This is a genomic window from Polynucleobacter sp. UK-FUSCHL-C3, from assembly GCF_040409815.1.
Lineage (GTDB): Bacteria > Pseudomonadota > Gammaproteobacteria > Burkholderiales > Burkholderiaceae > Polynucleobacter.
In genome coordinates, this window is the sequence record NZ_CP099959.1 from 245,948 (window position 1) to 266,472 (window position 20,525).

Annotated in this window: 27 protein-coding genes; 14 read left to right on the forward strand and 13 right to left on the reverse strand. The window is 46.2% G+C overall.

From position 1 onward, the window contains the following. Positions 1 to 105: 105 nt before the first annotated feature. Genes tolB through tolQ form a run of 4 tightly spaced genes read right to left on the reverse strand, consistent with a single transcriptional unit; the run spans position 106 to position 3,316 of the window. Entirely contained in the window at positions 106 to 1,398 is a 1,293-nt protein-coding gene (gene tolB, locus NKE59_RS01330) for a Tol-Pal system beta propeller repeat protein TolB (protein ID WP_353439091.1), read from the reverse strand. Between the two features lie 35 nt (positions 1,399 to 1,433). After that, entirely contained in the window at positions 1,434 to 2,207 is a 774-nt protein-coding gene (locus NKE59_RS01335; protein ID WP_353439092.1) for an energy transducer TonB, read from the reverse strand. A gap of 6 nt (positions 2,208 to 2,213) precedes the next feature. Further along, the gene (locus tag NKE59_RS01340; RefSeq protein WP_353439093.1) at positions 2,214 to 2,636 is read right to left on the reverse strand and encodes an ExbD/TolR family protein; all 423 of its coding nucleotides are present in this window, start codon (positions 2,634 to 2,636) and stop codon (positions 2,214 to 2,216) included. 5 nt (positions 2,637 to 2,641) lie between these two features. Then, positions 2,642 to 3,316, reverse strand: a complete 675-nt coding sequence (gene tolQ / locus NKE59_RS01345; protein WP_353439094.1) for a protein TolQ — start codon at positions 3,314 to 3,316, stop codon at positions 2,642 to 2,644. A 93-nt stretch (positions 3,317 to 3,409) separates the two neighbouring features. Here tolQ and glyA point away from each other — a divergent pair, with 93 nt between their 5' ends. The 4 genes from glyA (at position 3,410) to NKE59_RS01365 (ending at position 5,841) form a co-directional block, all read left to right on the forward strand. Continuing rightward, entirely contained in the window at positions 3,410 to 4,657 is a 1,248-nt protein-coding gene (gene glyA, locus NKE59_RS01350; protein ID WP_353439095.1) for a serine hydroxymethyltransferase, read from the forward strand. Between the two features lie 5 nt (positions 4,658 to 4,662). Further along, positions 4,663 to 5,109 (forward strand): transcriptional regulator NrdR, encoded by a 447-nt coding sequence (nrdR, locus tag NKE59_RS01355; protein WP_353439096.1) that lies wholly within the window; start codon positions 4,663 to 4,665, stop codon positions 5,107 to 5,109. Positions 5,110 to 5,176: 67 nt separating this feature from the next. Beyond that, positions 5,177 to 5,485 carry a type II toxin-antitoxin system HigB family toxin gene (locus tag NKE59_RS01360; protein ID WP_353439097.1) on the forward strand — a complete coding sequence of 103 codons (309 nt, stop codon included), beginning with the start codon at positions 5,177 to 5,179 and terminating at the stop codon, positions 5,483 to 5,485. Further along, positions 5,482 to 5,841, forward strand: coding sequence for a transcriptional regulator (locus NKE59_RS01365; RefSeq protein ID WP_353439098.1), 360 nt, complete (start codon positions 5,482 to 5,484; stop codon positions 5,839 to 5,841). The genes NKE59_RS01360 and NKE59_RS01365 overlap by 4 nt, the downstream gene beginning before the upstream one ends. Here the strand turns inward: NKE59_RS01365 and adk are convergent, their stop codons facing one another. From adk to NKE59_RS01395, 6 genes are all read right to left on the reverse strand, one after another. Further along, positions 5,842 to 6,504 carry an adenylate kinase gene (adk, locus tag NKE59_RS01370; RefSeq protein ID WP_353439099.1) on the reverse strand — a complete coding sequence of 221 codons (663 nt, stop codon included), beginning with the start codon at positions 6,502 to 6,504 and terminating at the stop codon, positions 5,842 to 5,844. A 94-nt stretch (positions 6,505 to 6,598) separates the two neighbouring features. Next, the gene (gene kdsB / locus NKE59_RS01375; RefSeq protein ID WP_353439101.1) at positions 6,599 to 7,327 is read right to left on the reverse strand and encodes a 3-deoxy-manno-octulosonate cytidylyltransferase; all 729 of its coding nucleotides are present in this window, start codon (positions 7,325 to 7,327) and stop codon (positions 6,599 to 6,601) included. A 15-nt stretch (positions 7,328 to 7,342) separates the two neighbouring features. Next, on the reverse strand, positions 7,343 to 7,534 hold the full coding sequence (locus NKE59_RS01380) for a Trm112 family protein (protein ID WP_353439102.1): 192 nt from the start codon (positions 7,532 to 7,534) through the stop codon (positions 7,343 to 7,345). A 62-nt stretch (positions 7,535 to 7,596) separates the two neighbouring features. Next, the gene (lpxK, locus tag NKE59_RS01385; protein ID WP_353439103.1) at positions 7,597 to 8,637 is read right to left on the reverse strand and encodes a tetraacyldisaccharide 4'-kinase; all 1,041 of its coding nucleotides are present in this window, start codon (positions 8,635 to 8,637) and stop codon (positions 7,597 to 7,599) included. 74 nt (positions 8,638 to 8,711) lie between these two features. Then, entirely contained in the window at positions 8,712 to 9,182 is a 471-nt protein-coding gene (locus NKE59_RS01390) for a biopolymer transporter ExbD (RefSeq protein ID WP_353439104.1), read from the reverse strand. A 4-nt stretch (positions 9,183 to 9,186) separates the two neighbouring features. Beyond that, the gene (locus NKE59_RS01395) at positions 9,187 to 9,831 is read right to left on the reverse strand and encodes a MotA/TolQ/ExbB proton channel family protein (RefSeq protein ID WP_353439105.1); all 645 of its coding nucleotides are present in this window, start codon (positions 9,829 to 9,831) and stop codon (positions 9,187 to 9,189) included. A 376-nt stretch (positions 9,832 to 10,207) separates the two neighbouring features. Here NKE59_RS01395 and xseA point away from each other — a divergent pair, with 376 nt between their 5' ends. Continuing rightward, positions 10,208 to 11,404 carry an exodeoxyribonuclease VII large subunit gene (gene xseA / locus NKE59_RS01400; protein ID WP_353439106.1) on the forward strand — a complete coding sequence of 399 codons (1,197 nt, stop codon included), beginning with the start codon at positions 10,208 to 10,210 and terminating at the stop codon, positions 11,402 to 11,404. On the opposite strand, the gene murB is transcribed toward xseA, so the two are convergent. Next, positions 11,394 to 12,425, reverse strand: coding sequence for a UDP-N-acetylmuramate dehydrogenase (gene murB / locus NKE59_RS01405; RefSeq protein ID WP_353439107.1), 1,032 nt, complete (start codon positions 12,423 to 12,425; stop codon positions 11,394 to 11,396). The two genes, xseA and murB, sit on opposite strands and share 11 nt — an antisense overlap. A 98-nt stretch (positions 12,426 to 12,523) precedes the next feature. On the opposite strand from murB, the gene NKE59_RS01410 reads away from it, so the two are divergent. The 6 genes from NKE59_RS01410 to NKE59_RS01435 all read left to right on the forward strand — a co-directional run bounded on the left by NKE59_RS01410 (position 12,524) and on the right by NKE59_RS01435 (position 16,282). Further along, positions 12,524 to 13,009: a YajQ family cyclic di-GMP-binding protein gene (locus tag NKE59_RS01410; protein WP_353439109.1), complete on the forward strand. Its 486-nt coding sequence runs from the start codon at positions 12,524 to 12,526 to the stop codon at positions 13,007 to 13,009. Position 13,010: 1 nt separating this feature from the next. Beyond that, complete coding sequence (gene xerD, locus NKE59_RS01415) at positions 13,011 to 13,925, forward strand: site-specific tyrosine recombinase XerD (RefSeq protein ID WP_353439111.1); 915 nt, start codon at positions 13,011 to 13,013, stop codon at positions 13,923 to 13,925. Positions 13,926 to 13,947: 22 nt separating this feature from the next. Further along, positions 13,948 to 14,577, forward strand: a complete 630-nt coding sequence (gene plsY / locus NKE59_RS01420; protein WP_353439113.1) for a glycerol-3-phosphate 1-O-acyltransferase PlsY — start codon at positions 13,948 to 13,950, stop codon at positions 14,575 to 14,577. Beyond that, positions 14,574 to 14,963: an MAPEG family protein gene (locus tag NKE59_RS01425; RefSeq protein ID WP_353439114.1), complete on the forward strand. Its 390-nt coding sequence runs from the start codon at positions 14,574 to 14,576 to the stop codon at positions 14,961 to 14,963. The genes plsY and NKE59_RS01425 overlap by 4 nt, the downstream gene beginning before the upstream one ends. Positions 14,964 to 15,002: 39 nt before the next feature. Continuing rightward, the gene (locus NKE59_RS01430) at positions 15,003 to 15,794 is read left to right on the forward strand and encodes a GTP cyclohydrolase I (RefSeq protein ID WP_353439115.1); all 792 of its coding nucleotides are present in this window, start codon (positions 15,003 to 15,005) and stop codon (positions 15,792 to 15,794) included. A gap of 176 nt (positions 15,795 to 15,970) precedes the next feature. Then, a complete protein-coding gene (locus NKE59_RS01435) occupies positions 15,971 to 16,282 on the forward strand; it encodes a high-potential iron-sulfur protein (RefSeq protein ID WP_353439117.1) in 312 nt (103 codons plus the stop codon). An 85-nt stretch (positions 16,283 to 16,367) separates the two neighbouring features. Here NKE59_RS01435 and NKE59_RS01440 read toward each other — a convergent pair whose 3' ends face one another. Next, positions 16,368 to 16,805, reverse strand: a complete 438-nt coding sequence (locus NKE59_RS01440; RefSeq protein WP_353439118.1) for a rubrerythrin family protein — start codon at positions 16,803 to 16,805, stop codon at positions 16,368 to 16,370. A gap of 371 nt (positions 16,806 to 17,176) precedes the next feature. Here NKE59_RS01440 and pyrR point away from each other — a divergent pair, with 371 nt between their 5' ends. From pyrR to NKE59_RS01455, 3 genes are all read left to right on the forward strand, one after another. Beyond that, complete coding sequence (gene pyrR / locus NKE59_RS01445; RefSeq protein ID WP_353439119.1) at positions 17,177 to 17,689, forward strand: bifunctional pyr operon transcriptional regulator/uracil phosphoribosyltransferase PyrR; 513 nt, start codon at positions 17,177 to 17,179, stop codon at positions 17,687 to 17,689. Further along, the gene (locus NKE59_RS01450; RefSeq protein ID WP_353439121.1) at positions 17,686 to 18,663 is read left to right on the forward strand and encodes an aspartate carbamoyltransferase catalytic subunit; all 978 of its coding nucleotides are present in this window, start codon (positions 17,686 to 17,688) and stop codon (positions 18,661 to 18,663) included. The genes pyrR and NKE59_RS01450 overlap by 4 nt, the downstream gene beginning before the upstream one ends. A gap of 76 nt (positions 18,664 to 18,739) precedes the next feature. Next, entirely contained in the window at positions 18,740 to 19,621 is an 882-nt protein-coding gene (locus NKE59_RS01455) for a hypothetical protein (RefSeq protein WP_353439122.1), read from the forward strand. A 103-nt stretch (positions 19,622 to 19,724) separates the two neighbouring features. On the opposite strand, the gene NKE59_RS01460 is transcribed toward NKE59_RS01455, so the two are convergent. After that, positions 19,725 to 20,504, reverse strand: coding sequence for a hypothetical protein (locus NKE59_RS01460; protein ID WP_353439123.1), 780 nt, complete (start codon positions 20,502 to 20,504; stop codon positions 19,725 to 19,727). Positions 20,505 to 20,525: the final 21 nt, after the last annotated feature.

Sequence of the window (20,525 nt, forward strand, 5' to 3'; positions counted from 1 at the left end):
TCTCCCTTAAGTAAATGCAACTTTATTTTTATTCGATCAGTACAAATTTAGAAGTTGATTCCAAACCCTATTATGCCTTCTCATGATGACAGGCCCATTCAGAAACTATTGATCCATGAATGGGCCCCAGGAGGGCTGGCGTACATCCGATCCCGGAATGCTTAATATTTGCTTGACGTAGCCATCAACGGAGACTGCAGCCAATACCTTTTTACCACCGACTTGGGTGGCATAAAGAATATAGCGACCATTTGCGGCAAAGCTAGGAGACTCATCAAAGCTGGTATCAGTCATAGCGGTAGAATCACCAGTGAGTAAGTTCATTAAGTAAAGCTTAAATCCACCCCCAACACCAGCAATATAAGCTAGGTTTTTACCGTCCGGAGAAATGCGAGCCGAGGTTGCATAGGGCTGCTTAAAGCTAATCCGTCTTGCCGACTCTCCTCGTTCCCCCTCAGCACTCATGCGATAGATTTGTGGGTTACCACCGCGATCGCTGGTGAAATAAATAAACTTACCGTCTGGAGAAAACTGTGGCTCCGTATCGATGGTGCTGCCTAGGGTTAGGCGTTGTAAATTACTGCCGTCTGCATTGACCCGATAAATTTGAGTATTACCATCTTTGGATAATGAGATAGCAAGCGATTTTCCATTTGGTGCCCAGGAGGGGGCGCTGTTGTTGCCTTTGGCATTAGATAAAACAATACGTCTTCCAGAGGCAAGCTCATGTACATACACAATCGGTTTACGATCCTCAAATGACACGTATGCAATCTTTTGACCATCGGGCGACCACGCCGCAGAAATAACTGGCTCACTACTATTCAGTGCATTACGGATATTTTGTCCATCGGCATCGGAGATGACTAAGCGAAAGCGCTTGCCCTCTTTAATTACATAAGAGAGGCGAGTTGAAAACACACCTTTCTCGCCAAGAAGCTTAAAGATAATGTCATCCGAGATGCGGTGGGCTGCTAAACGAAGATTATCTGCGCTGGCAGAAACAATTAAACCATTGAGACTTTCGCCTTTGCGAATGTCATACAAGCGATACCGAACCTCATATTGACCCGGTGATTTCTCAGTGACGGATCCGACCGCGAGCGCATCAGCTCCGCGCGATACCCAGGTCTTGAAATTAGGAACAAGCTGATCATCCTCAACGCCATTACCTACTTCTGTATTTTTGAAATAGCCACTACGTGCAAGATTTTGTCGGACAACATCCGTAATGCTCACAGGGAGTTTGTTCTCATCTTTAAAGCGTGAGACTGCGACTGGGTAAAGGGATTGGCCAACACCCTTAATCTCAATGTTCATCTGTGCCTGAGCACTTGGCAAAGAGAGAGCAAATGCAATAAGCCCTAGAAGAAAAAAACTAATTCGATTTTGTGCCATGCACACTATTTTATGTCCTTCGCACTGTGAAAGGTTTAATCCTTAGGCTTGAAGGTTAATTTAATTTGGCGCATAGGGATCTTGCCGTTTTCGTCCCGAGGGAGGCTCTCAGCCCGCTCAATTGCTAAAAGAACGGCTCGGTCCCAGGCTGGGTCCGAGCTTGCTGTGACCACAGTGCGTTTTAGGATCACGCCATCAGGCGCAAGATCAAGCAGAACCACTACTGCAGGATTTCCAGAAACAGCCTCCGCATTAAAGATGATGAGTGGTTTGATCTTTTTGCGCACCCTATCGGCATAGCCTAGAGGAGCATTACCTCCTGCACCGACACCGTCACCCACTTTACCGCCACTGCCCCCTTCGGCACCAGCGGCTGCTTTTAGGCGAGCAAGTTGGTCGGCACGAGCTTTTTCAGCGGCAGCCGCCGCTTTTTTAGCAGCAGCCTCTTCTTTCGAGTCCACTTTCTTCTCGGGTGGTTTTACCTCAGGCTTTTTCTCCGGCTTGGGCTCTATTTTTTTGATCACTTCTTTGGGGGGCTCAGGATTTACCTTTGTCTTCTTAATTGCAATATCTGCTGCTTCTTGTTTGACCTCAATCGTTGGCGCAGGAGTGATGGTTTGAGTTGGAACGCTTGCATCCCAGAGCTCTACTTCTAAGCCGGCGGGGCTACTGGTTTTCCAACTAATGCCCATGGTTAAGAGCGCCAGTAAGAGTAAATGTGCTGCTAAAGAAAGTGTGAATGCCTCTTTGGTACCAGGTTCACGATCTGCATGAAATTGCCAGGATGAGTTTAGGGCGCTAGTACTCATGGCATTTTATTGACTACGTACTGCTAATCCAACTCGCTTCACACCATTCTCTTTAAGACGCGACATGACATCCATTACCACTTCGTATTTGATCGATTTATCAGCGGCCAGCACGACAGGCTGCTCAGCAGACTTTTCAGCTTGAGAGCGAGCAAAGGCTCCAAGCTCTAACTTGGTAATGGTTTGCGCCGACTCACCCTCTTTGCGCACTGTAATGACTTCATCGGCACCAATGGTTAAAAAGATTGGGGGAAGTGCTTGTACTTTTGCGCCACCAACGGTAGGAAGATTAACGACCCCCGGATTTACTAAGGGCGCGGTGACCATAAAGATCACCAAAAGTACTAACATCACATCGATGTAGGGAACTACATTGATATCCGATATCGCTCGGCGTCGTGAGGTTCTGAGAGAGGAGCGGCCTGCCATAAATCTTAGAGGCGATTGCCTTGACGTTGAAGAATATTGGTGAACTCTTCAATAAAGGTCTCAAAATGAATCGAGAGACGATCAATATCAGTAGCGTTGCGGTTGTAAGCAACTACTGCTGGAATGGCAGCAAACAAACCGATGGCCGTCGCAACAAGGGCCTCTGCAATGCCAGGAGCGACGGATGCCAAGGTTGCTTGTTGCACATTGGCCAATCCTCGAAAGGCGTGCATGATTCCCCAAACAGTACCAAATAGTCCGATGTAGGGGGAGACAGAGCCTACCGATGCCAGAAAGGGTAGATTTGCCTCGAGGCGATCCATCTCACGCTGGTAGCTTGCCTTCATCGCACGACGTGCCGCATCTATTTCTTTCGCCTTTACAAATTCCAACATGCCAGCAGCAAAAATACGTTCTAAGACAGCGGCGTTGGCAGCGCTGCTGGAGCCACTCATTTTGCGTTGGGCAGACGCTAGCAAAGAATTTAAATCACTGCCTGCCCAAAAATCCCGCTCAAAGCGCTCGGTCTCGCGACGGACCGCCCTTAGGGTTGACCCCTTGCGAAAAATGATGGTCCAGGAGGCTACTGAAAGGCCCAAGAGCAATACCATCACCGCTTGTACAAGCAAGCTGGCATTGAGCACAAGGGACAAAATAGAGAGGTCTTGAGTAGGGTTCATAAGGACTTTGTATTATGGAGGGTAATTTTAGCGAATCCCCACTTGAAATAAAGCAATTTATCGTCTTTTATTGATATTACCTAGGAAGCCATTATGTTTGATCGTCAGCACACTTTAGCGCACATTGATCCCGAGTTATGGACCGAGATCCAAAATGAGAACCGTCGTCAAGAAGAGCATATTGAATTAATTGCCTCCGAGAACTACACCTCGCCAGCAGTCATGGCTGCGCAGGGCTCTCAGTTAACGAATAAGTATGCCGAAGGTTATCCAGGCAAGCGCTATTACGGTGGTTGCGAGTTTGTTGATATTGCTGAGCAGTTAGCAATCGAACGCGTTAAGAAGTTGTTTGGAGCAGAAGCTGCAAACGTGCAGCCCCATTGTGGCGCCTCTGCTAACCAAGCGGTCTTTCTGGCTTTCTTAAAACCAGGCGATACCTTTATGGGAATGAGCTTGGCCGAGGGTGGTCACCTATCACATGGCATGGCACTCAATATGAGTGGTAAATGGTTCAATGCTATTTCGTATGGCTTGGATAAAAATGAGGCGATCGACTATGAACAGATGGAGCGTTTAGCTAGAGAGCAAAAGCCTAAACTCATTATTGCAGGTGCATCGGCATATTCATTAGCAATTGATTTTGAGCGCTTTGCTAAGGTTGCTAAAGAAATTAGTGCGATCTTTATGGTGGATATGGCTCACTATGCAGGTTTAATTGCAGCGGGCGTGTATCCTAATCCTGTGCCCTATGCGGATGTGGTTACATCCACTACCCATAAGAGCTTGCGTGGCCCCCGTGGCGGCATCATTTTGATGAAGGCCGAGCATGAGAAGGCGATCAACTCAGCAGTATTTCCGGGCATGCAGGGCGGCCCCTTAATGCATGTGATAGCTGCTAAGGCGGTCGCATTTAAGGAAGCACTTGAGCCGGAATTTAAGGATTATCAAAAACAGGTGATTGCTAATGCACAAGCTTTGGCTAATACACTAATTGAAAGAGGTTTGCGGATTATTTCTGGCAAAACCGAGTCCCATGTAATGTTGGTCGATCTGCGCGCCAAGAAAATTACCGGTAAAGAGGCCGAGGCAGCGCTCGGTGCGGCGCACATCACGGTGAATAAAAATGCCATTCCCAATGATCCAGAAAAACCATTCGTGACCAGCGGTGTTCGCTTGGGGTCCCCAGCAATGACCACGCGTGGATTTAAAGAAGCTGAGGCTAAAGAGGTGGGCCGACTGATTGCAGATGTTCTAGATAATCCCCATGATCCCGCCAATCTCGCTAAGGTCAAGGAGCAGGTGAATGCCTTAACAAAGCGTTTCCCCGTTTACGGTAATTAAAAATTATGCGCTGCCCCTTTTGCCATAGTGACGATACCCAAGTGATGGATACACGGGTATCGGATGAGGGTGATTCAGTTCGCAGGCGCAGACGTTGCGCCTCTTGCGATAAGCGCTATACAACCTACGAGCGAGCAGAGCTTAGTCTGCCAGCGATTGTTAAAAAGAATGGTAGTAGGGTGGAATACAGTCATGACAAATTAGTGAGCTCAATTAGGCTGGCATTACGCAAACGCCCAGTATCGTCTGATGCTGTCGATGATGCGATTGGCCGGATTGAAGAGAAACTCATGTCTTTTGGCGAAAAAGAAATTCCCAGCGAGCGAGTTGGAGAATTAGTGATGCGCGAGCTCAAGCGCTTAGATAAGGTTGCCTATATTCGTTTTGCTTCTGTCTATCGTAGTTTCGCCGATATCGAATCGTTTGAGAGCGCTTTAAAAGAGCTGAAGTAAACCATAATTTCTAGTCGAGATTAGTGGATTTCATATTATAGTCCCAAAATGGGACTATAATACTTGGATGAGAGTCATTGCTAAAAAAACATTAGTTATTTTCTGGAAAAAATACAAAGATTCTGAGCAGCCATTGAAGTCTTTGTACGACGAGGCGATTAATGCAAATTGGAAGGCACCAAGTGACATCAAGGCGCATTACAAAAGTGCAAGTTTTGTAGGAAATAATAGAGTTATTTTTAATATTGCTGGAAATAAATATCGATTAATAACGGCTGTTGCGTACCAGTTTGGAGCAATTTATATTAAATTTATTGGCACGCATAGGCAGTATGACAATGTTGATGTCCTAAAAATCGGTTCGGAGGGTGTATGAAAGAATTAAAACCAATTCGTAATAGAACTGAATATCAAGCTGCTTTGCTTGAGGCTTCGATTTATTTTGACAAACCCCCTGAGCTTGGTACAAAAAAAGCGGATCGTTTTGAGATTCTTTTAATGCTAATTGAATCCTATGAGGCAAAGGAGTATCCGATTAGTCCACCAGATCCAATCGAGGCTATTAAATTTCGTATGGAACAGGCTAACTTGAAACCAAAAGATTTAAAACCAATGATTGGAGAGCTAAATCGTGTTTATGAGGTGCTCTCGAAAAAAAGACGACTTACGCTATCAATGATTAGAAGATTGCATACCAGCTTGGGCATTCCGGCAGAAAGTTTAATTGCCTGATTATTTAAGCTCAAAAAAAATCGCTTTTGTAATATCTTCGACCGATCCCGATCCTGACACTTTTCTGTAAGCTGGAGCCTTGATACCAGTGGCCGATGGTTCATTGGCCCACTTGGAGTAGTAGTCGACTAGTGGGCGCGTTTGATCGGTATAGATCTGTAAGCGCTTGCGAACCGTTTCTTCTTTATCGTCATCGCGCTGAATGAGGGGTTCACCGGTAGGATCATCTTTGCCTTCCACCTTTGGAGGATTAAATTTGACGTGATACGAGCGACCTGAGGCAGGATGAACACGACGACCGCTCATGCGTTCAATAATCGCATCAAAGGGCACATCGATCTCCAAGACATAGTCGATAGGTACCGCAGCATCTTTCATGGCTTGTGCTTGGGGAATCGTTCGTGGAAAACCATCAAATAGATAGCCTTTATTGCAATCAGGTTGCGTGAGTCGATCTTTTACCAGGCCAATAATGATGTCATCGGATACGAGACCGCCCGCATCCATAATCTTCTTAGCAGCAATACCAAGAGGTGTGCCTGCTTTTACAGCGGCGCGCAGCATATCTCCCGTCGAGATTTGTGGAATACCAAATTGCTGACAAATAAACTGAGCTTGCGTGCCTTTGCCAGCACCTGGAGCACCCAGAAGAATTAAGCGCATGTTATCCCCTATTTATATTCTTGATTAACCCATAGTCTAATAGATTGCACGGTGATGGGGCAGATTTTATGCGCCCCCAATCTCAGCAAAAACCCTAAAAGAACTGGCGAGCCCGATCTAAATCCGCCTGGGTATCAACGCCCGGGGGCGGTGACTCTGGGGTGATGTGAACGGCTATGGCGTAACCATGCCACAGTGCACGTAGTTGCTCTAAAGATTCTGCCTGCTCCAGGGGTGAAATAGCCAAGTTAGAGAATGCTTTCAGAAAACCTGTTCTGTAAGCATAGATCCCCAAATGCCGATAGTAGATAGGAGAGCTGTGGTTGCGATCAAAAGGGATGGTAGATCTGGAAAAATAAAGCGCCTCATTATTTTTGCTGAGAACCACCTTTACAGCATTTGGATTGGTAATCTCACTCTGATCATGAATAGCTACTGCAGCAGTAGCCATCGCACAATGAGGCTTGGATTGCAAAGTATTGGCAACTTGATTAATGAGATCGACCGGAATGAGAGGCTCATCACCTTGCACATTCACAACAATGGCCTCATCGTTTAAGCCTAATTGCAGAGCTACCTCAGCAAGCCGATCAGTACCGCTTGGGTGATCCTCGCGAGTCATCATGACCTCTAGATTGGCAGCTTTGCAAACGGACTCGATTTCTTGGGCGTCGGTTGCGACAATGATTCGGTTGGCTGCCGATTGGGCCGAACGTTCGGCAACCCTTATAACCATGGGCTTGCCCCCTAAGTCTGCAAGTGCTTTGCGCTCGAGCCGAGACGAAGCAAGTCTGGCTGGGATAACAACAGTGAATGAGCCCATCTTCTTTTCCCCTATTTAAGAGGAGAGTGCAATTGCTTCTTCGGGGGTCAAACTTCTAGCCTCATCCACCAACATCACTGGTATGTCATCACGAATGGGGTAGGCTAACTTATCTACTTTGCAGATTAGTTCATGCTTAGCCTCATCCAAGCGCAAATGACTTTTGCAGATGGGGCACACCACAATATCAAGAAGGTTTTTGTTCATGGCTATTGCTAGGTAGTTTGACTGGACTCAAATATCATCATAGCCCATAAGCCTTTAAATGACTATCGCCGATAGGGATCGGGTCTTTGAATCACTTCTTGCACCCAACTGCTTAGTTCATTGGACAAAGGTAAATGCATGGGGACTACCCAGATACGGTGATCCTCGATCGCAGAGCATTTAACTGCATCCTTTTCAGTTATGAAGATGAAATCGGCATCAATCTCAGCAATGGCCGTATTTTTAATGGCCACATGATCGGGTAATGACAAGGTATGCTCAAGATGCATTCCAAGATTACTTAATGCGCTAAAGAATTTCTGGGGATTACCGATGGCCGCAATCGCCGCAATCTTTAAGCCGATTAGCTTAGTGAGTAATTCGGTAAATGATTGAGATTCATTGGGACGATGCAGTGGATACGCGCTATCAATTTTAGGTGTTAGCTGAAAAGACTTTTCTGCAGCAAGGGTATTTTGTAATTCGTCACTAGCGCCAATGGAGATGGTGGCATCACGCTCACGTTTAGCAGACTCTCGTAATGGCCCAGCAGGCAAAAGTCGACCATTACCAATGCCGCGTTCATCTTCAATCACTAACTCAAGATCACGACCGCCTTCTCGTGCGGGCCAACGCACCAATCCAGCATGTTGTAAGCCATCATCACTAATAATGACGTTGACCTCGGGGTGAGCTTTGAGTAGAGCTTTAATGGACTGCGCACGCTTAGGAAAGACCCAAATCGGTATTTGATGGTGAGTGCGCTGCGCCATGAGAACGGGTTCATCGCCGACGGTATTTGGATTGCTAGTTTGTACGACCTCTTGCGGAGCTTCCAGGGTACTTTGCCCATTGGGTTGATAGCCACGGCTGATAATCCCTGGCTTGTATCCCGCCTCGAATAAGGCGTTTGCGAGAGCGATGACAAGAGGGGTTTTACCCGTACCCCCTACCCGAATATTGCCCACAATAATCAGGGGTACCGGCGCAGCACGATGCATTCCAAGAGTCTGAGTAATGCCTGTATCAATCAAGATCTGCTTGAGCCAAACAATCAAACCGTAGAGCCAAGCAAAGGGAAGAAGCGTTGTGCTGATAAGCATACTGATCAGATACGATAAGGGCGCCTGTGTATAGGATGATTTTTCCCAAAAGCGCGGCGCAGACTTGAAGAGCATTATTTCTTGGCTTGACTACTAAAGGCAACGTTGGGAAGACCCGCGTCACGCGCAAGCTCAAGCACTGTCATCACAGCTTGGTGAGGTGCGCGCGCATCGGCATCGATACTGATCCGCAGGTTTTGCTCATTAGCACCAGAGCCCATTTGTTTGAGAGCGCCAGCAAGCTGTGAGCGGCTCATAACTCTGCCATTGAGGGCAAAGCGCCCATCGCTACTGACTGCCACATTAATCTCACGCGCAGACTCTACGGTATCAGCGCCAGATGCGCTAGGCAGAGTAATCGCAATCTCCTGGAACTTTGTAAAGGTGGTTGAGATCATTAAGAAGATCAAGATCACTAACAAGACATCAATAAAAGGAATGAGATTGATTTCGGGTTCAGCATAGGAGAAGGAGCGTGCCGAGCGATTTAGCCGACCGCCGAAAGCGCGAGCATTTTCTGAAGAACGGTTCTGTAGCCAGGACACAGGATTAATGACTATTTGGGTACAACTTTTTAAAGAGCTGACGTGTACATTCTTCGCATTCACGTTGGCGTTGATCGGCTACTGCTCGTAATACTCTCCAACCGGCTAGCGCAGGAATGGCAATTAATAAACCAAATGCGGTGTTGTAAAGTGCAATCGAGATGCCGTGGGCTAATTGCTGTGGATTGGTTGCGCCGACACTCGCGGCATTGACACTGCCCCCCATAGACCCCCCTTGACTGCCAAAGATCTCAATCATGCCAATTACCGTCCCAAAGAGGCCGAGAAGGGGTGCTACGGTCGCAATCGTTGCTAACCCCCCTAGATAGCGATCCAACTTAGCCCACAGATTTTGCGCCAGGATTTGGAGTTCTTCAATAGCTGCTTCGGCTGAGTGCCCCAAGGCTTGCTCGCGCAATACACCTGCAAGCAGGACGCCAATGGGCGAGGAGGCACTGAGATCGCTCAAGAACTCGCTATTGGTGGCATCCCTAGCATTTGCATTAAATGCCAGCTCAATCGTTTCTTTACGGATGATGTGTTTCTTACGTAAATACCAAGCACGTTCAATAAGGATGGCTAAGCCAAGTATCGAGATCGCAAGAAGAGGCCAAATCGGCCAGCCGGCAGCAAGTAAGATGGAGTACATAGGTGGCTATTTTCAATGAAAACGATTTCTGCGTTCAAAATAATGATTAAGATTGGTTTTGAGGCTCAAAATGACTCTCTATAAAGCTATCAGCAATACGCAAAACCTGTGGATAAGTCTGTGCAAAACTTTTTAGATCGGGAGTGCTAAGTCCTTGATGGATGGTGTAAGTCCCTGATTTTGTCTTGAATTACGATACTTAAACAATTTAAAAATATCTATTTAAATCAATTACTTATAATTTAAATCAAGAGCTAATCAGACACTAAACCAAAGCGAGTATTTACTAACATATAGGGCTCCTTATTTATATAGGGATTGTGGATATGTAATGAACCGCAAGCCCATATAGATAAAGAAATAAACAAGGTCAACCATGGATACATCAAGCCCCCTGCTGAGTGTTGGCGATTTAAACCGCGCCATTGCAGAGTCTTTAACCGAGCGTTTTGATGCTGTCTTGGTTAGCGGGGAGATTTCTAACTTCAAGGCTTATGACAGTGGGCATTGGTATTTCTCACTCAAGGACGAAGAAGGGCAGATTCGCTGTGTGATGTTTCGGGGTAGGAACGCCCAGCTTGGATTTATGCCCCAATCTGGTGATCAGGTGGAGGTCGCTGCATCAGTCAGCATGTATGTCCCAAGGGGGGACGTACAGCTTACCATCCATTCTTTACGAAAGGCGGGCTTAGGAGGGCTCTACGAAGCCTTCTTAAAGCTTAAAGAGAAATTAGCGAAAGCAGGGCTCTTTGATGAGAATCGAAAGCGACCCATACCGAGTCATCCTAAATCGTTGGCGATCATTACTTCAGCGCAAGCAGCAGCATTAAAAGATGTGTTGACAACACTCGCTAGGAGAGCGCCCCATATCCCCATCTTCATTTATCCAACCCTAGTGCAAGGACCTGACGCCCCCGCCGGAATCATTCATGCACTCAAGCAAGCCAACCAGGATCGATTGGGCGAGGTCATATTACTCGTTCGTGGTGGCGGATCGATTGAGGATCTCTGGGCCTTTAATGATGAAGCGCTAGCCCATGCCATCGCAAACTCTTCTATACCAGTGATTAGTGGGGTTGGCCACGAAACCGATTTCACCATCGCTGATTTTGTTTCTGATCTAAGAGCACCAACACCGACTGGTGCAGCAGAGCTTGCAACTCCTAAGCGTGAGCAACTATTGCAAGAGTTACGTACATATCAGGAGCAGTTAAGACAAAAGCTGGAGCAACGTATTGAGCGGGAGGCACAAACCCTAGATCAAATCAGTCTGCGCTTAGGGCATGCACTGCCTAACCCTGAGCGTATGCGTGAGCAAATCGGTCAGTGGCAACAGCGCCTCGTGCAAAGTGCCCATGTTTATTTCAATAATCTCAAACACAATCAAGCGCACTGGCTGAGACAGCTCGAAACTCTCAATCCACAGCGAACGCTCGAGAGAGGCTATGCAGTTATTTTGGATAAGGAGAAGAGGGCTGCCAGAAAACCAAATGACATCAAGGCTAACGAGGATTATCTTGTGCGCTTAGCCGACGGGGAAGTAAGTATTCAATTTTCGGTCATCAAGCATTAAAAATGATTGGCTCAACCTGAAGATCAATCTCAAATTGTTCGCTGATCGTTTTTTGAATACGCTCAGCCAATTGCAGTAACTCATTTGCGTTACCACCGCCGTGATGAATTAAGACTAGGGCTTGTTTGTCATGTACACCTACATTGCCAGTGCGCAGCCCCTTAAAGCCACAATGATCAATCAGCCACCCTGCTGCTAATTTGCTGTGATTTGTATCTTCGGGATAGGCGACGATTGCAGGGTGCCTTTGCTTGAGTTTGGCAAGCATGGAGTTTTCCACAATTGGATTTTGAAAGAAGCTGCCCACATTACCAATCTGTTTGGGGTCTGGTAGCTTTTGAGTGCGGATCTCGCAAACAGCCTCAAATATTGCCAGCGGAGTAATGGAGTCATTCTCCTTCCCAGCAAAAAAATGCTGTAAGTCTACATAGCTAATTCTGGGTTGCCATTGTTTGGGTAAATACAAGTTTACCGCTGAAATGATATAACGCAGCGGATTCGCTTTAAAGAGGCTATGACGATAGGAGAACTGACAGTGAGCGCGATCTAGTGTGATCCACTGCATTGCCTGACTATCGAAGGCTTCTACCGAGTTGATGTAGTCGTTAATCTCAACTCCATATGCCCCAATATTTTGAATGGGGGCAGCGCCCACTGTGCCAGGAATGAGGGCTAAGTTCTCAAGACCGGGGTAGGAGTGCTCAAGTGTCCAAATCACCAGCGAATGCCACGAGACACCTGCGCCCACCTTTAGGCTCACCCCATTAGCATCCTCAGAGACTATTTCGATTCCAGCGATATCCATGAGAAGGGTGAGACCAGGTAGGGCGCTAGGAAGCACCACATTACTTCCACCACCCAAGACTTGATAGGGCATATTGTGATCTTTGGCATACACAAGCGTCTCGGCGATTTGCTTAGCTTCGGTAATGTGGATAGCAAACTCGGCCTCAACCTCAAAACCCAAGGTATTGCGCTGGCTTAAGGAATACGCAGGGAGTAGATTGCTGGGCAAGTTCATGCCACAATCTTATTCGGGTTTTGCAAACAGTGGATAAAACAAAGCCAAATTACCTAAAATTCAATTATTACCAAAACCTTGGAAAGCAGGAGAACGAAATGCCCTCATTTGATGCTGTTTGTGAACCCAATGTCGTCGAGTTAAAAAACGCGATTGAGCAAGCCAATAAAGAAATCAGTAATCGCTTTGACTTTAAAGGTTCAGATGCGCGCGTAGAGCAAAAAGAGACCGAGCTCATCTTGTTTGCCGATGATGACTTCAAGTTGGGACAAGTACGTGATGTGCTTTACGGCAAGATGGCTAAGCGCAATGTGGATGTGCGTTATCTCAAGGATGAAAAAAAAGAGACCATGTCGGGTGACAAGCGCAAGCAGACCATGAAATTACAAAAAGGTATCGAGCAAGAGCTAGCCAAAAAAATTGTACGGGTGGTCAAAGACAGCAAGATTAAAGTGCAAGCTAGCATCCAAGGTGATGCCGTACGCATTACTGGCGGCAAGCGCGATGATCTGCAAACTACCATGGCACTTCTCAAAAAAGAAGTGAGTGAAGCGCCGCTAGCGTTCAATAATTTCCGCGACTAAATTGCCCACTCATACTGTTAATCTAGAAGCAATTGATCAATTTTGTGATGCCTGCTGGCTAGAGGATGGTTTATCCAAGAACTCTCTGAGCGCTTATCGAAGAGATCTCACTCTGTTTGCAAAGTGGTTAGAGTTGGATAGTGAGTGCACTAAAAGTATTTATCAGGTTGTTGAGGCTGACTTAACAGCCTATATGGCCAGCAAGCGTGATGACAAGGCAAGTACGGCTAATCGGCGTTTAACGGTATTTAAGCGTTTTTATCGGTACGCATTGCGCCAACACTTGGTAGAGCAAGATCCTTGCTTGAAGTTGCGAGCAGCGAAGCAGGCCCAACGCTTCCCCAAGGTTTTGAGTGAGGAGCAAATCACAACACTCTTAAATACACCCGATACCGGTGAGGCTCTGGGTTTACGCGATCGCACCATGCTCGAGTTGATGTATGCCAGCGGTCTGCGTGTTTCTGAAATCGTTTCTTTAAAAACCGTAGCACTAGGTTTGAACGAAGGGGTGGTTCGTGTGGTTAACGGTAAGGGGGGTAAGGAGCGCTTAGTGCCGTTTGGGGCAGAGGCAGGTGAGTGGTTGCGCCGCTATTTACAAGAGGCAAGACCCGTTCTCTTAGAGGGCAAAACCTGTCAAGAGGTATTTGTAGGGCGACATACGGGATCTGGCCTTACGCGCCAAGCCTTTTGGGCGATTATTAAACGCTATGCCCAATTAGCTGGTATCAAAGTTGCTCTATCGCCACATACCTTGCGTCATGCCTTTGCTACTCATTTACTAAACCATGGCGCAGATCTAAGGGTCGTACAGCTCCTTCTTGGACATGCCGACATCTCAACCACCCAGATCTATACCCATGTAGCTCGCGAGCGTCTCAAATCGATTCATGCGCAACACCATCCTCGCGGTGCTTAATTAAATCGGCTAGTATTTCTGTATGAATAACGCATTGCAGTATTTTTGGTTAATACCTTTGGCTTATTTACTAGGCTCAGTCTCCTTTGCGGTAGTAGTAAGTAAGGCGATGGGCTTGCCCGACCCCTATACCCACGGTTCTAAGAATCCGGGGGCCACTAATGTTTTGCGAACGGGTAATAAAGTGGCCGCCGCTCTTACGCTTTTTGGTGATGCTGCCAAAGGCTGGGTAGCCGTAACCATTGCGCGCGCGGTGCTGGGCGATCCCATAAGTTCTGATAACAATCTCATACTGGGACTGGTAGCGATCGCGGTCTTTTTGGGGCATCTATACCCAATCTTCTATCGCTTTAAAGGTGGCAAGGGGGTTGCCACAGCCGCTGGCATCTTGTTTGCGATTAGTTGGGTGTTGGGCTTAGCAACCTTAGGAACGTGGCTGATTGTGGCGTTTTTCATGCGCTACTCTTCCTTAGCGGCTCTAAGCGCTGCTGCATTTGCTCCGCTGTACTTCACATTTCTCTTTGGACTACAGCCGATGGGTTTAGCGATTTTGGTGATGAGCCTATTATTAATTTATCGGCATCGCAGTAATATTCGTAATCTCATGAACGGAACTGAAACACGTTTAGCTAAAAAAGGTAAGACCTCATGACCATTGCGATCGTCTGTGTGATTCTGGCTGGGTTCTTACCGATTGTGGCAGCAGGGATTGCCAAGTTTGGGCCGCTGGAGCAAAACGCACCCGATGCGTTTGACAACAATAACCCTCGTCAGTGGCTTGCAAGACAAACTGGCCTGCGTGCCCGAGCAAACGCTGCCCAAGCTAATACCTTTGAGTCCTTACCGTTTTTCTATGTAGCCGTTGCGCTTGCTATCTCCTTGGATGCTCCAAAGGCAAACCTTGATCTATTCGCAATCGTCTATCTTTTGGCCCGCATTGCTTACATTATTTGCTACATCTTCGATTGGCCCAATACCCGCACTTTTGTTTGGTTGATTGGCCTCCTTGCGATCATGGCGATCTTCTTTCAGATCTAAGAGCATACTTAACATACCTTATTGCCAATTTAATCAACTATGCCAAAGATCAAAGCTGCCAAACAGTCCGCTCCTAAGAAGCCTAGACCCAAGATCGCCTCCCCCAGAAAAGCACCCAGCAAATCAGGTGCCCTGGCAAGTAAAAAAAGTGACGACGGAGTACCCCTATCGCAAGTGATCCGCCAACGCATTACTGCGAGCAAGGTACGCTTTCATGCAAACGATAATATTGCAGAGTTCATTGAGCCCGGAGAGGTCGATGGCCTAGTTCAAGAGGTTGCGCAAAAGTTACAAGGCGTACTAGAGAGCCTAGTGATAGATACCAAGAGTGATCATAATACCCGCGGCACCGCCCTTCGGGTAGCCAAGATGTATATCAACGAGGTCTTTCATGGCCGCTACACCCCGCAACCTAGCCTCACTAAGTTTCCAAACATTAGCCATCTAAATGAGCTGATGATCATTGGCCCGATTGCGGTTAAGAGCGCTTGTTCTCATCACCTCTGCCCCATCATGGGAAGGGTATGGATTGGGGTCTTGCCCGATAAGCAAACTGCACTCATTGGTTTATCCAAATATGCCCGCATTACCGAGTGGGTAATGTGTCGTCCACAGATCCAAGAAGAAGCAGTGGTGGAGTTAGCCAATATCTTGGAACAGAAGATGAAGCCAACAGGCTTGGCTCTCGTGATGGAAGCAGATCACTTTTGCATGCAATGGCGTGGCGTGAAAGATCTCAACTCTAAGATGGTCAATAGCGTCATGCGCGGATCATTTCTGAAGGACGCCAATCTCAGACGAGAGTTTTTAGCTTTGATGGATAAGAACTAAGGTGAGTAGTTAAGCGATGACCTGACTTAGCGCCTTGGTTGGGTGTATGTCAAACCGGATTTGAGAATCATTCTCATTTAAAAGAGTAATTGAATCAATTACTTATAAGACCACTCTAGGAAAATTGATTTATGTTTTAAGATTCGGACTGCTGTTTTGTACATAACGGAGAATCCATGAAAAACACACGTCGTCAGTTTTTAATTATGTCTGCTGCTGGTGCAGCAACCCTCTCACTCAATAACTTGGCACAAGCACAAGCCATGGTTGCCGAGACGGATCCTCAAGCACAAGCCTTGGGTTACAAAGCCGACACCACTAAGGTGGATACCAAGAAATACCCTAAGCACGCTGCTGCTCAGCGTTGCGACAACTGTGCACTCTGGCAAGCCAAAGGCGCAGCTGCTGCCGGTGGTTGCAGCTTATTTGCTGGTAAGCAAGTCGCCGCTGCTGGATGGTGCTCTGCTTGGGCGAAGAAGGCTGGTTAAGCTCTTAAGGTATACGGAGACTGGCTCTGTAGAAACAAAAAAGCGCTCCGAGGAGCGCTTTTCTTTTACCTAAACAATTAAACGATTAGGAATTTGCCAAGTGAGCTTCTAAAGTCTTGGTGAACTTGTTAGCGTGGCTGCGTTCTGCCTTTGCCAAGGTCTCAAACCAATCGGCGATCTCGTCAAAACCTTCTTCACGAGCTGTTTTTGCCATACCAGGGTACATATCCGTGTACTCATGGGTCTCACCAGCGATCGCCGCTTGCAGAGCTTCTGCAACGGTCTTGGCAGGCATACCAGTTCCTGGCTCGCCAGCACCACCAGTGATCAAATACTCCATATGACCATGCGCGTGACCGGTTTCACCTTCGGCGGTGGAACGAAATACAGCAGCTACATCGTTCGCACCAGCAATATCAGCCTGGTTTGCGAAATACAAATAACGGCGATTTGCTTGGGACTCACCCGCAAATGCTTCTTTTAAAGACTGTTCAGTCTTCGTACCTTTTACAGACTTAGCCATAAAAACTCCTTTAAAAATAAAATGTTATAAATCAAGAGGCGGTAAACAATCAATACATTTGCTCACCAATCCACCACACTATTATCAGAAATTTTGATGACGGTTTAATCGTATTTTTGTATAGATCTAATAGGCAAAAACTAGCGATTTTATTAATAGATAGTTAAAGTTAATCAATTTATACAATAACACCCTCAACATAGCATCTAGAGGGGGCGCGCAATTGCTTAAAGAATAAGCAATAAAACTAGAAATTCAGATAATCCCAGTGTGTTTTGAACACGGATAGAGGCTTTAGACCTCGAAGGCAATAAAATAGCGATGCGGTTGATAAGAAACACTTTGAGTGGATAAACCAGTCAGGAAAAAGGATGGATGCCGAGCAACTGTATAACAAGCTGCAATTAAATCTTCAGAGTAAGCTCTCGACAAAACCAACCATCCGTATTGCCGGACTTGCAATTGGTGGCGCATGGATTGCAGAGCGCTTGGCGAGCGATTTAGGTTTGCCACAGTACGGGGTAATTAATGTGGCTTTTCATCGGGATGACTATGCTGAGAAGGGTCTAGCCGCAATGCGCTCGGCTGAAGGCAAGGCAACCCACCTGCCATTTGAAGTCACAGGCGCTCACATTGTCTTAATTGATGATGTGCTCTTTACTGGCAGAACCGTGCGCGCCGCCCTAAATGAATTATTTGATTTTGGTAGGCCTGCTAGTGTCGAGCTGATGGTCTTGGCTGATCGGGGCAAGCGTGAGTTACCGATCGCTGCTGACTTTGTAGGTGAGCATGTCAGTCTGCCTGATTCGCAAATACTTGCCTTGGAAAAGGTTTCTCGAGGCGGTACTGAAAAATTTCGCTTTGTTCGTGAGGAGCGAGTATGAGCATTCAGCCCAAAGAAACCAATCAGATCTGTCAGACCAATAGTGCGGGCGAACTGACTCATCTACTGACACTAGAGGGCATGCCTAAAGAGCAAATCCTGCATATTCTGGACACGGCGCAGCAGTTTGTGAGCATCACGGACCCTGCAAGGGAGGTAAAAAAAGTGCCGCTACTCAGGGGCAAGAGTGTGTTTAATCTCTTCTTTGAGAACTCCACGCGTACTCGCACCACTTTTGAGATTGCGGCCAAGCGTTTATCGGCCGATGTGATTAATTTAGATATCTCGACTTCCTCAACCACCAAGGGAGAGAGTCTGATTGATACGATTGATAACTTGATCGCGATGCAGGCTGATATTTTTGTGGTGCGCCACAGTGTGTCGCGCGCACCCATTGAGATTGCAAACCATGTGCCGCCATATGTGCATGTGATTAATGCCGGCGACGGTAGTCACCAGCATCCTACGCAAGGTTTGCTGGATATGTTCACCATGCGCCACTTTAAGCAAGACTTTAGCAAGCTCAAAGTAGCGATCGTAGGCGATATCGTCCATAGCCGGGTAGCGAAGTCGAACATCCATGCGCTCACAGCTTTGGGGTGTCAGGATATTCGGGCGATCGGCCCAGAGAGTTTGTTACCAACCGATTTAGATATGCTGGGCGTCAAGGTCTTTCATAGCATGGAAGAGGGCTTGCGCGGCGTAGATGTGGTGATGACTCTGCGCATTCAGAAGGAGCGCATGGAGGCCGGGAAAGTTCCTGAAGGCGCAGCTTTTTTTACCCAGTTTGGTCTAACCCCCGAGCGTTTAGCCCTTGCCAAACCCGATGCCATTGTGATGCACCCAGGCCCCATGAACCGTGGTGTGGAAATTGATTCGAAAGTCGCGGATGGTACGCAGTCAGTCATTCTGAAACAAGTGACCTTTGGGATTGCGGTGCGCATGGCGGTGATGTCAATTGTGGCGGGGAATTAGGTTCCCCACTTTAGAAAATTTATCTTCGCTCTACATTTATTAAAAAAGCAAAGCAAAAAAGATCAGACAGGCAAAGATGACTCAATTTTTTGGATACTGGGGTGGGTCACTTCCCCCCGTTACAAATCTACACTTCAGAAGTTTTATCCATTTTCATCCGAATTCAAAATACGATTTATGGCTTGATGCTGATGTGGGGCAATCCATACCGTCAGACTTAAACTGGCTCAAGACTCATCCACAGATCAATATTCGCGTTTTTTCTTTAAAGCAGCTCGTTAGTCGTTATGTAACTCCGCTGACTCAAACGGCCGAAGGCGGTCTATTTGATGCCCTAAGATTCATTCATCGAAAAAAAATCCTGCGGCATATTAATTTAAAAAATTATTACAGCCCTTTATTTAAGCTGAACTACAAGCATTCCTCACCCTTGTTCACCTACCAGCGTGATTTAGTATATCGTGGCGATCTTGCGCGGTGCATTATCCCAGTGGCCCATTATGATGGACCTTCTTTGTATGCTGACTTGGATGTGTGTTTTTTAAGTGACCTGAATAGCATTTGCATGGATCAGGGTTTTGTCTATCGCTGGGAAGATTATGATTTTGCTAATTCAGCAATACTGTATTTACCAAGTAAGAAAGTGGCGGAACAGGTCCTGGATGTAGGCAATCAGGTGGAATGTTTTCGTCCTTGGTATTTATTCACGGACGTAATTTGTAATCAATTAAATCTAAAGATTTATCCTACAAATCTATTCGACGCAATGTGGAATCCAAAGTCTTTGCTTGCTGGAGATGCCCTCAAGTTTTTCAAAAAAACAGATCAATCAGTTGCAATGGTCGAGGAGTTATTTGAGAAAAAATACATCGTGAATCATTGGCACAATAATTGGAGAACGATTCCAGAGACTGGGTCGCCTTATGAATTATTATTACATCATTTTTCTGAAAAATAATCAGCTAACTACAGCTAGCCATAATTTTTTTGATGCTTCTGGCTGAAAAATAAAAATAGTAAAAGGTTTGACGCACTTAACGGACCCTTATAGTTCCTAATATTTATATAGATCTTTTTCGAATTACTACCAGACTATTGTCACTTAAAGGGAGGTCTGGACGATTCATTAATACATAATCCACTTCGTACTCTGAATTCCTAAAGAATTTCTTATATTCAATTAAATCATTTATGGCCACATCTTCAATGATGTATACGCCATCAATTGATAGCCTATCAATTGATTGTATAAATAGGGTAAGGCCAGCATCAAACGTGTGTAGTCCGTCATCCACGATAAAATCAAAATTTTTTTCATTAATACTAGACCAGCATTCTTTGATTGCTATAGGATCTAATTGATCAATGTAAAACGTTTTAATTCTATCTTCAGTGAAAAGAATGTCCCTATCAATGTCTGCCCCATAAATAACTGCATTAGGAAAGTAGTCACGCCAAACTCGTAATGATGCGCCTGGCTTTCCCATCGAGCCCATTGAGGATAAAAGATTTGGATTGTTTGTTCCAAGGCCACATTCAAAAACTTTTTTGATATGCTGGCGTCGAGAAGAAAATAACAGATGATAGTAGTCAGAATATGTATGTGGCGGCCAGCCATATGGATGGCCTTTTTCCAAAATAGATCCCTTATCGGATCCATATTTGTCGCAGAGTAATGATATGGGATTGGTCGTATTCTTTTGATAAATAGTAGTGTAGTTGTAGTCAAGGCCGATTGAGGCTAACTTGAGTAAATTGGTATTGTTCTTTTGATTTGAATGGCGCTCAAAAAAACCACTAAACACAAAATCATCTAGCTTGCGAAAAAAACGTTTAAACATATTAGATCCAATTAATAGTAG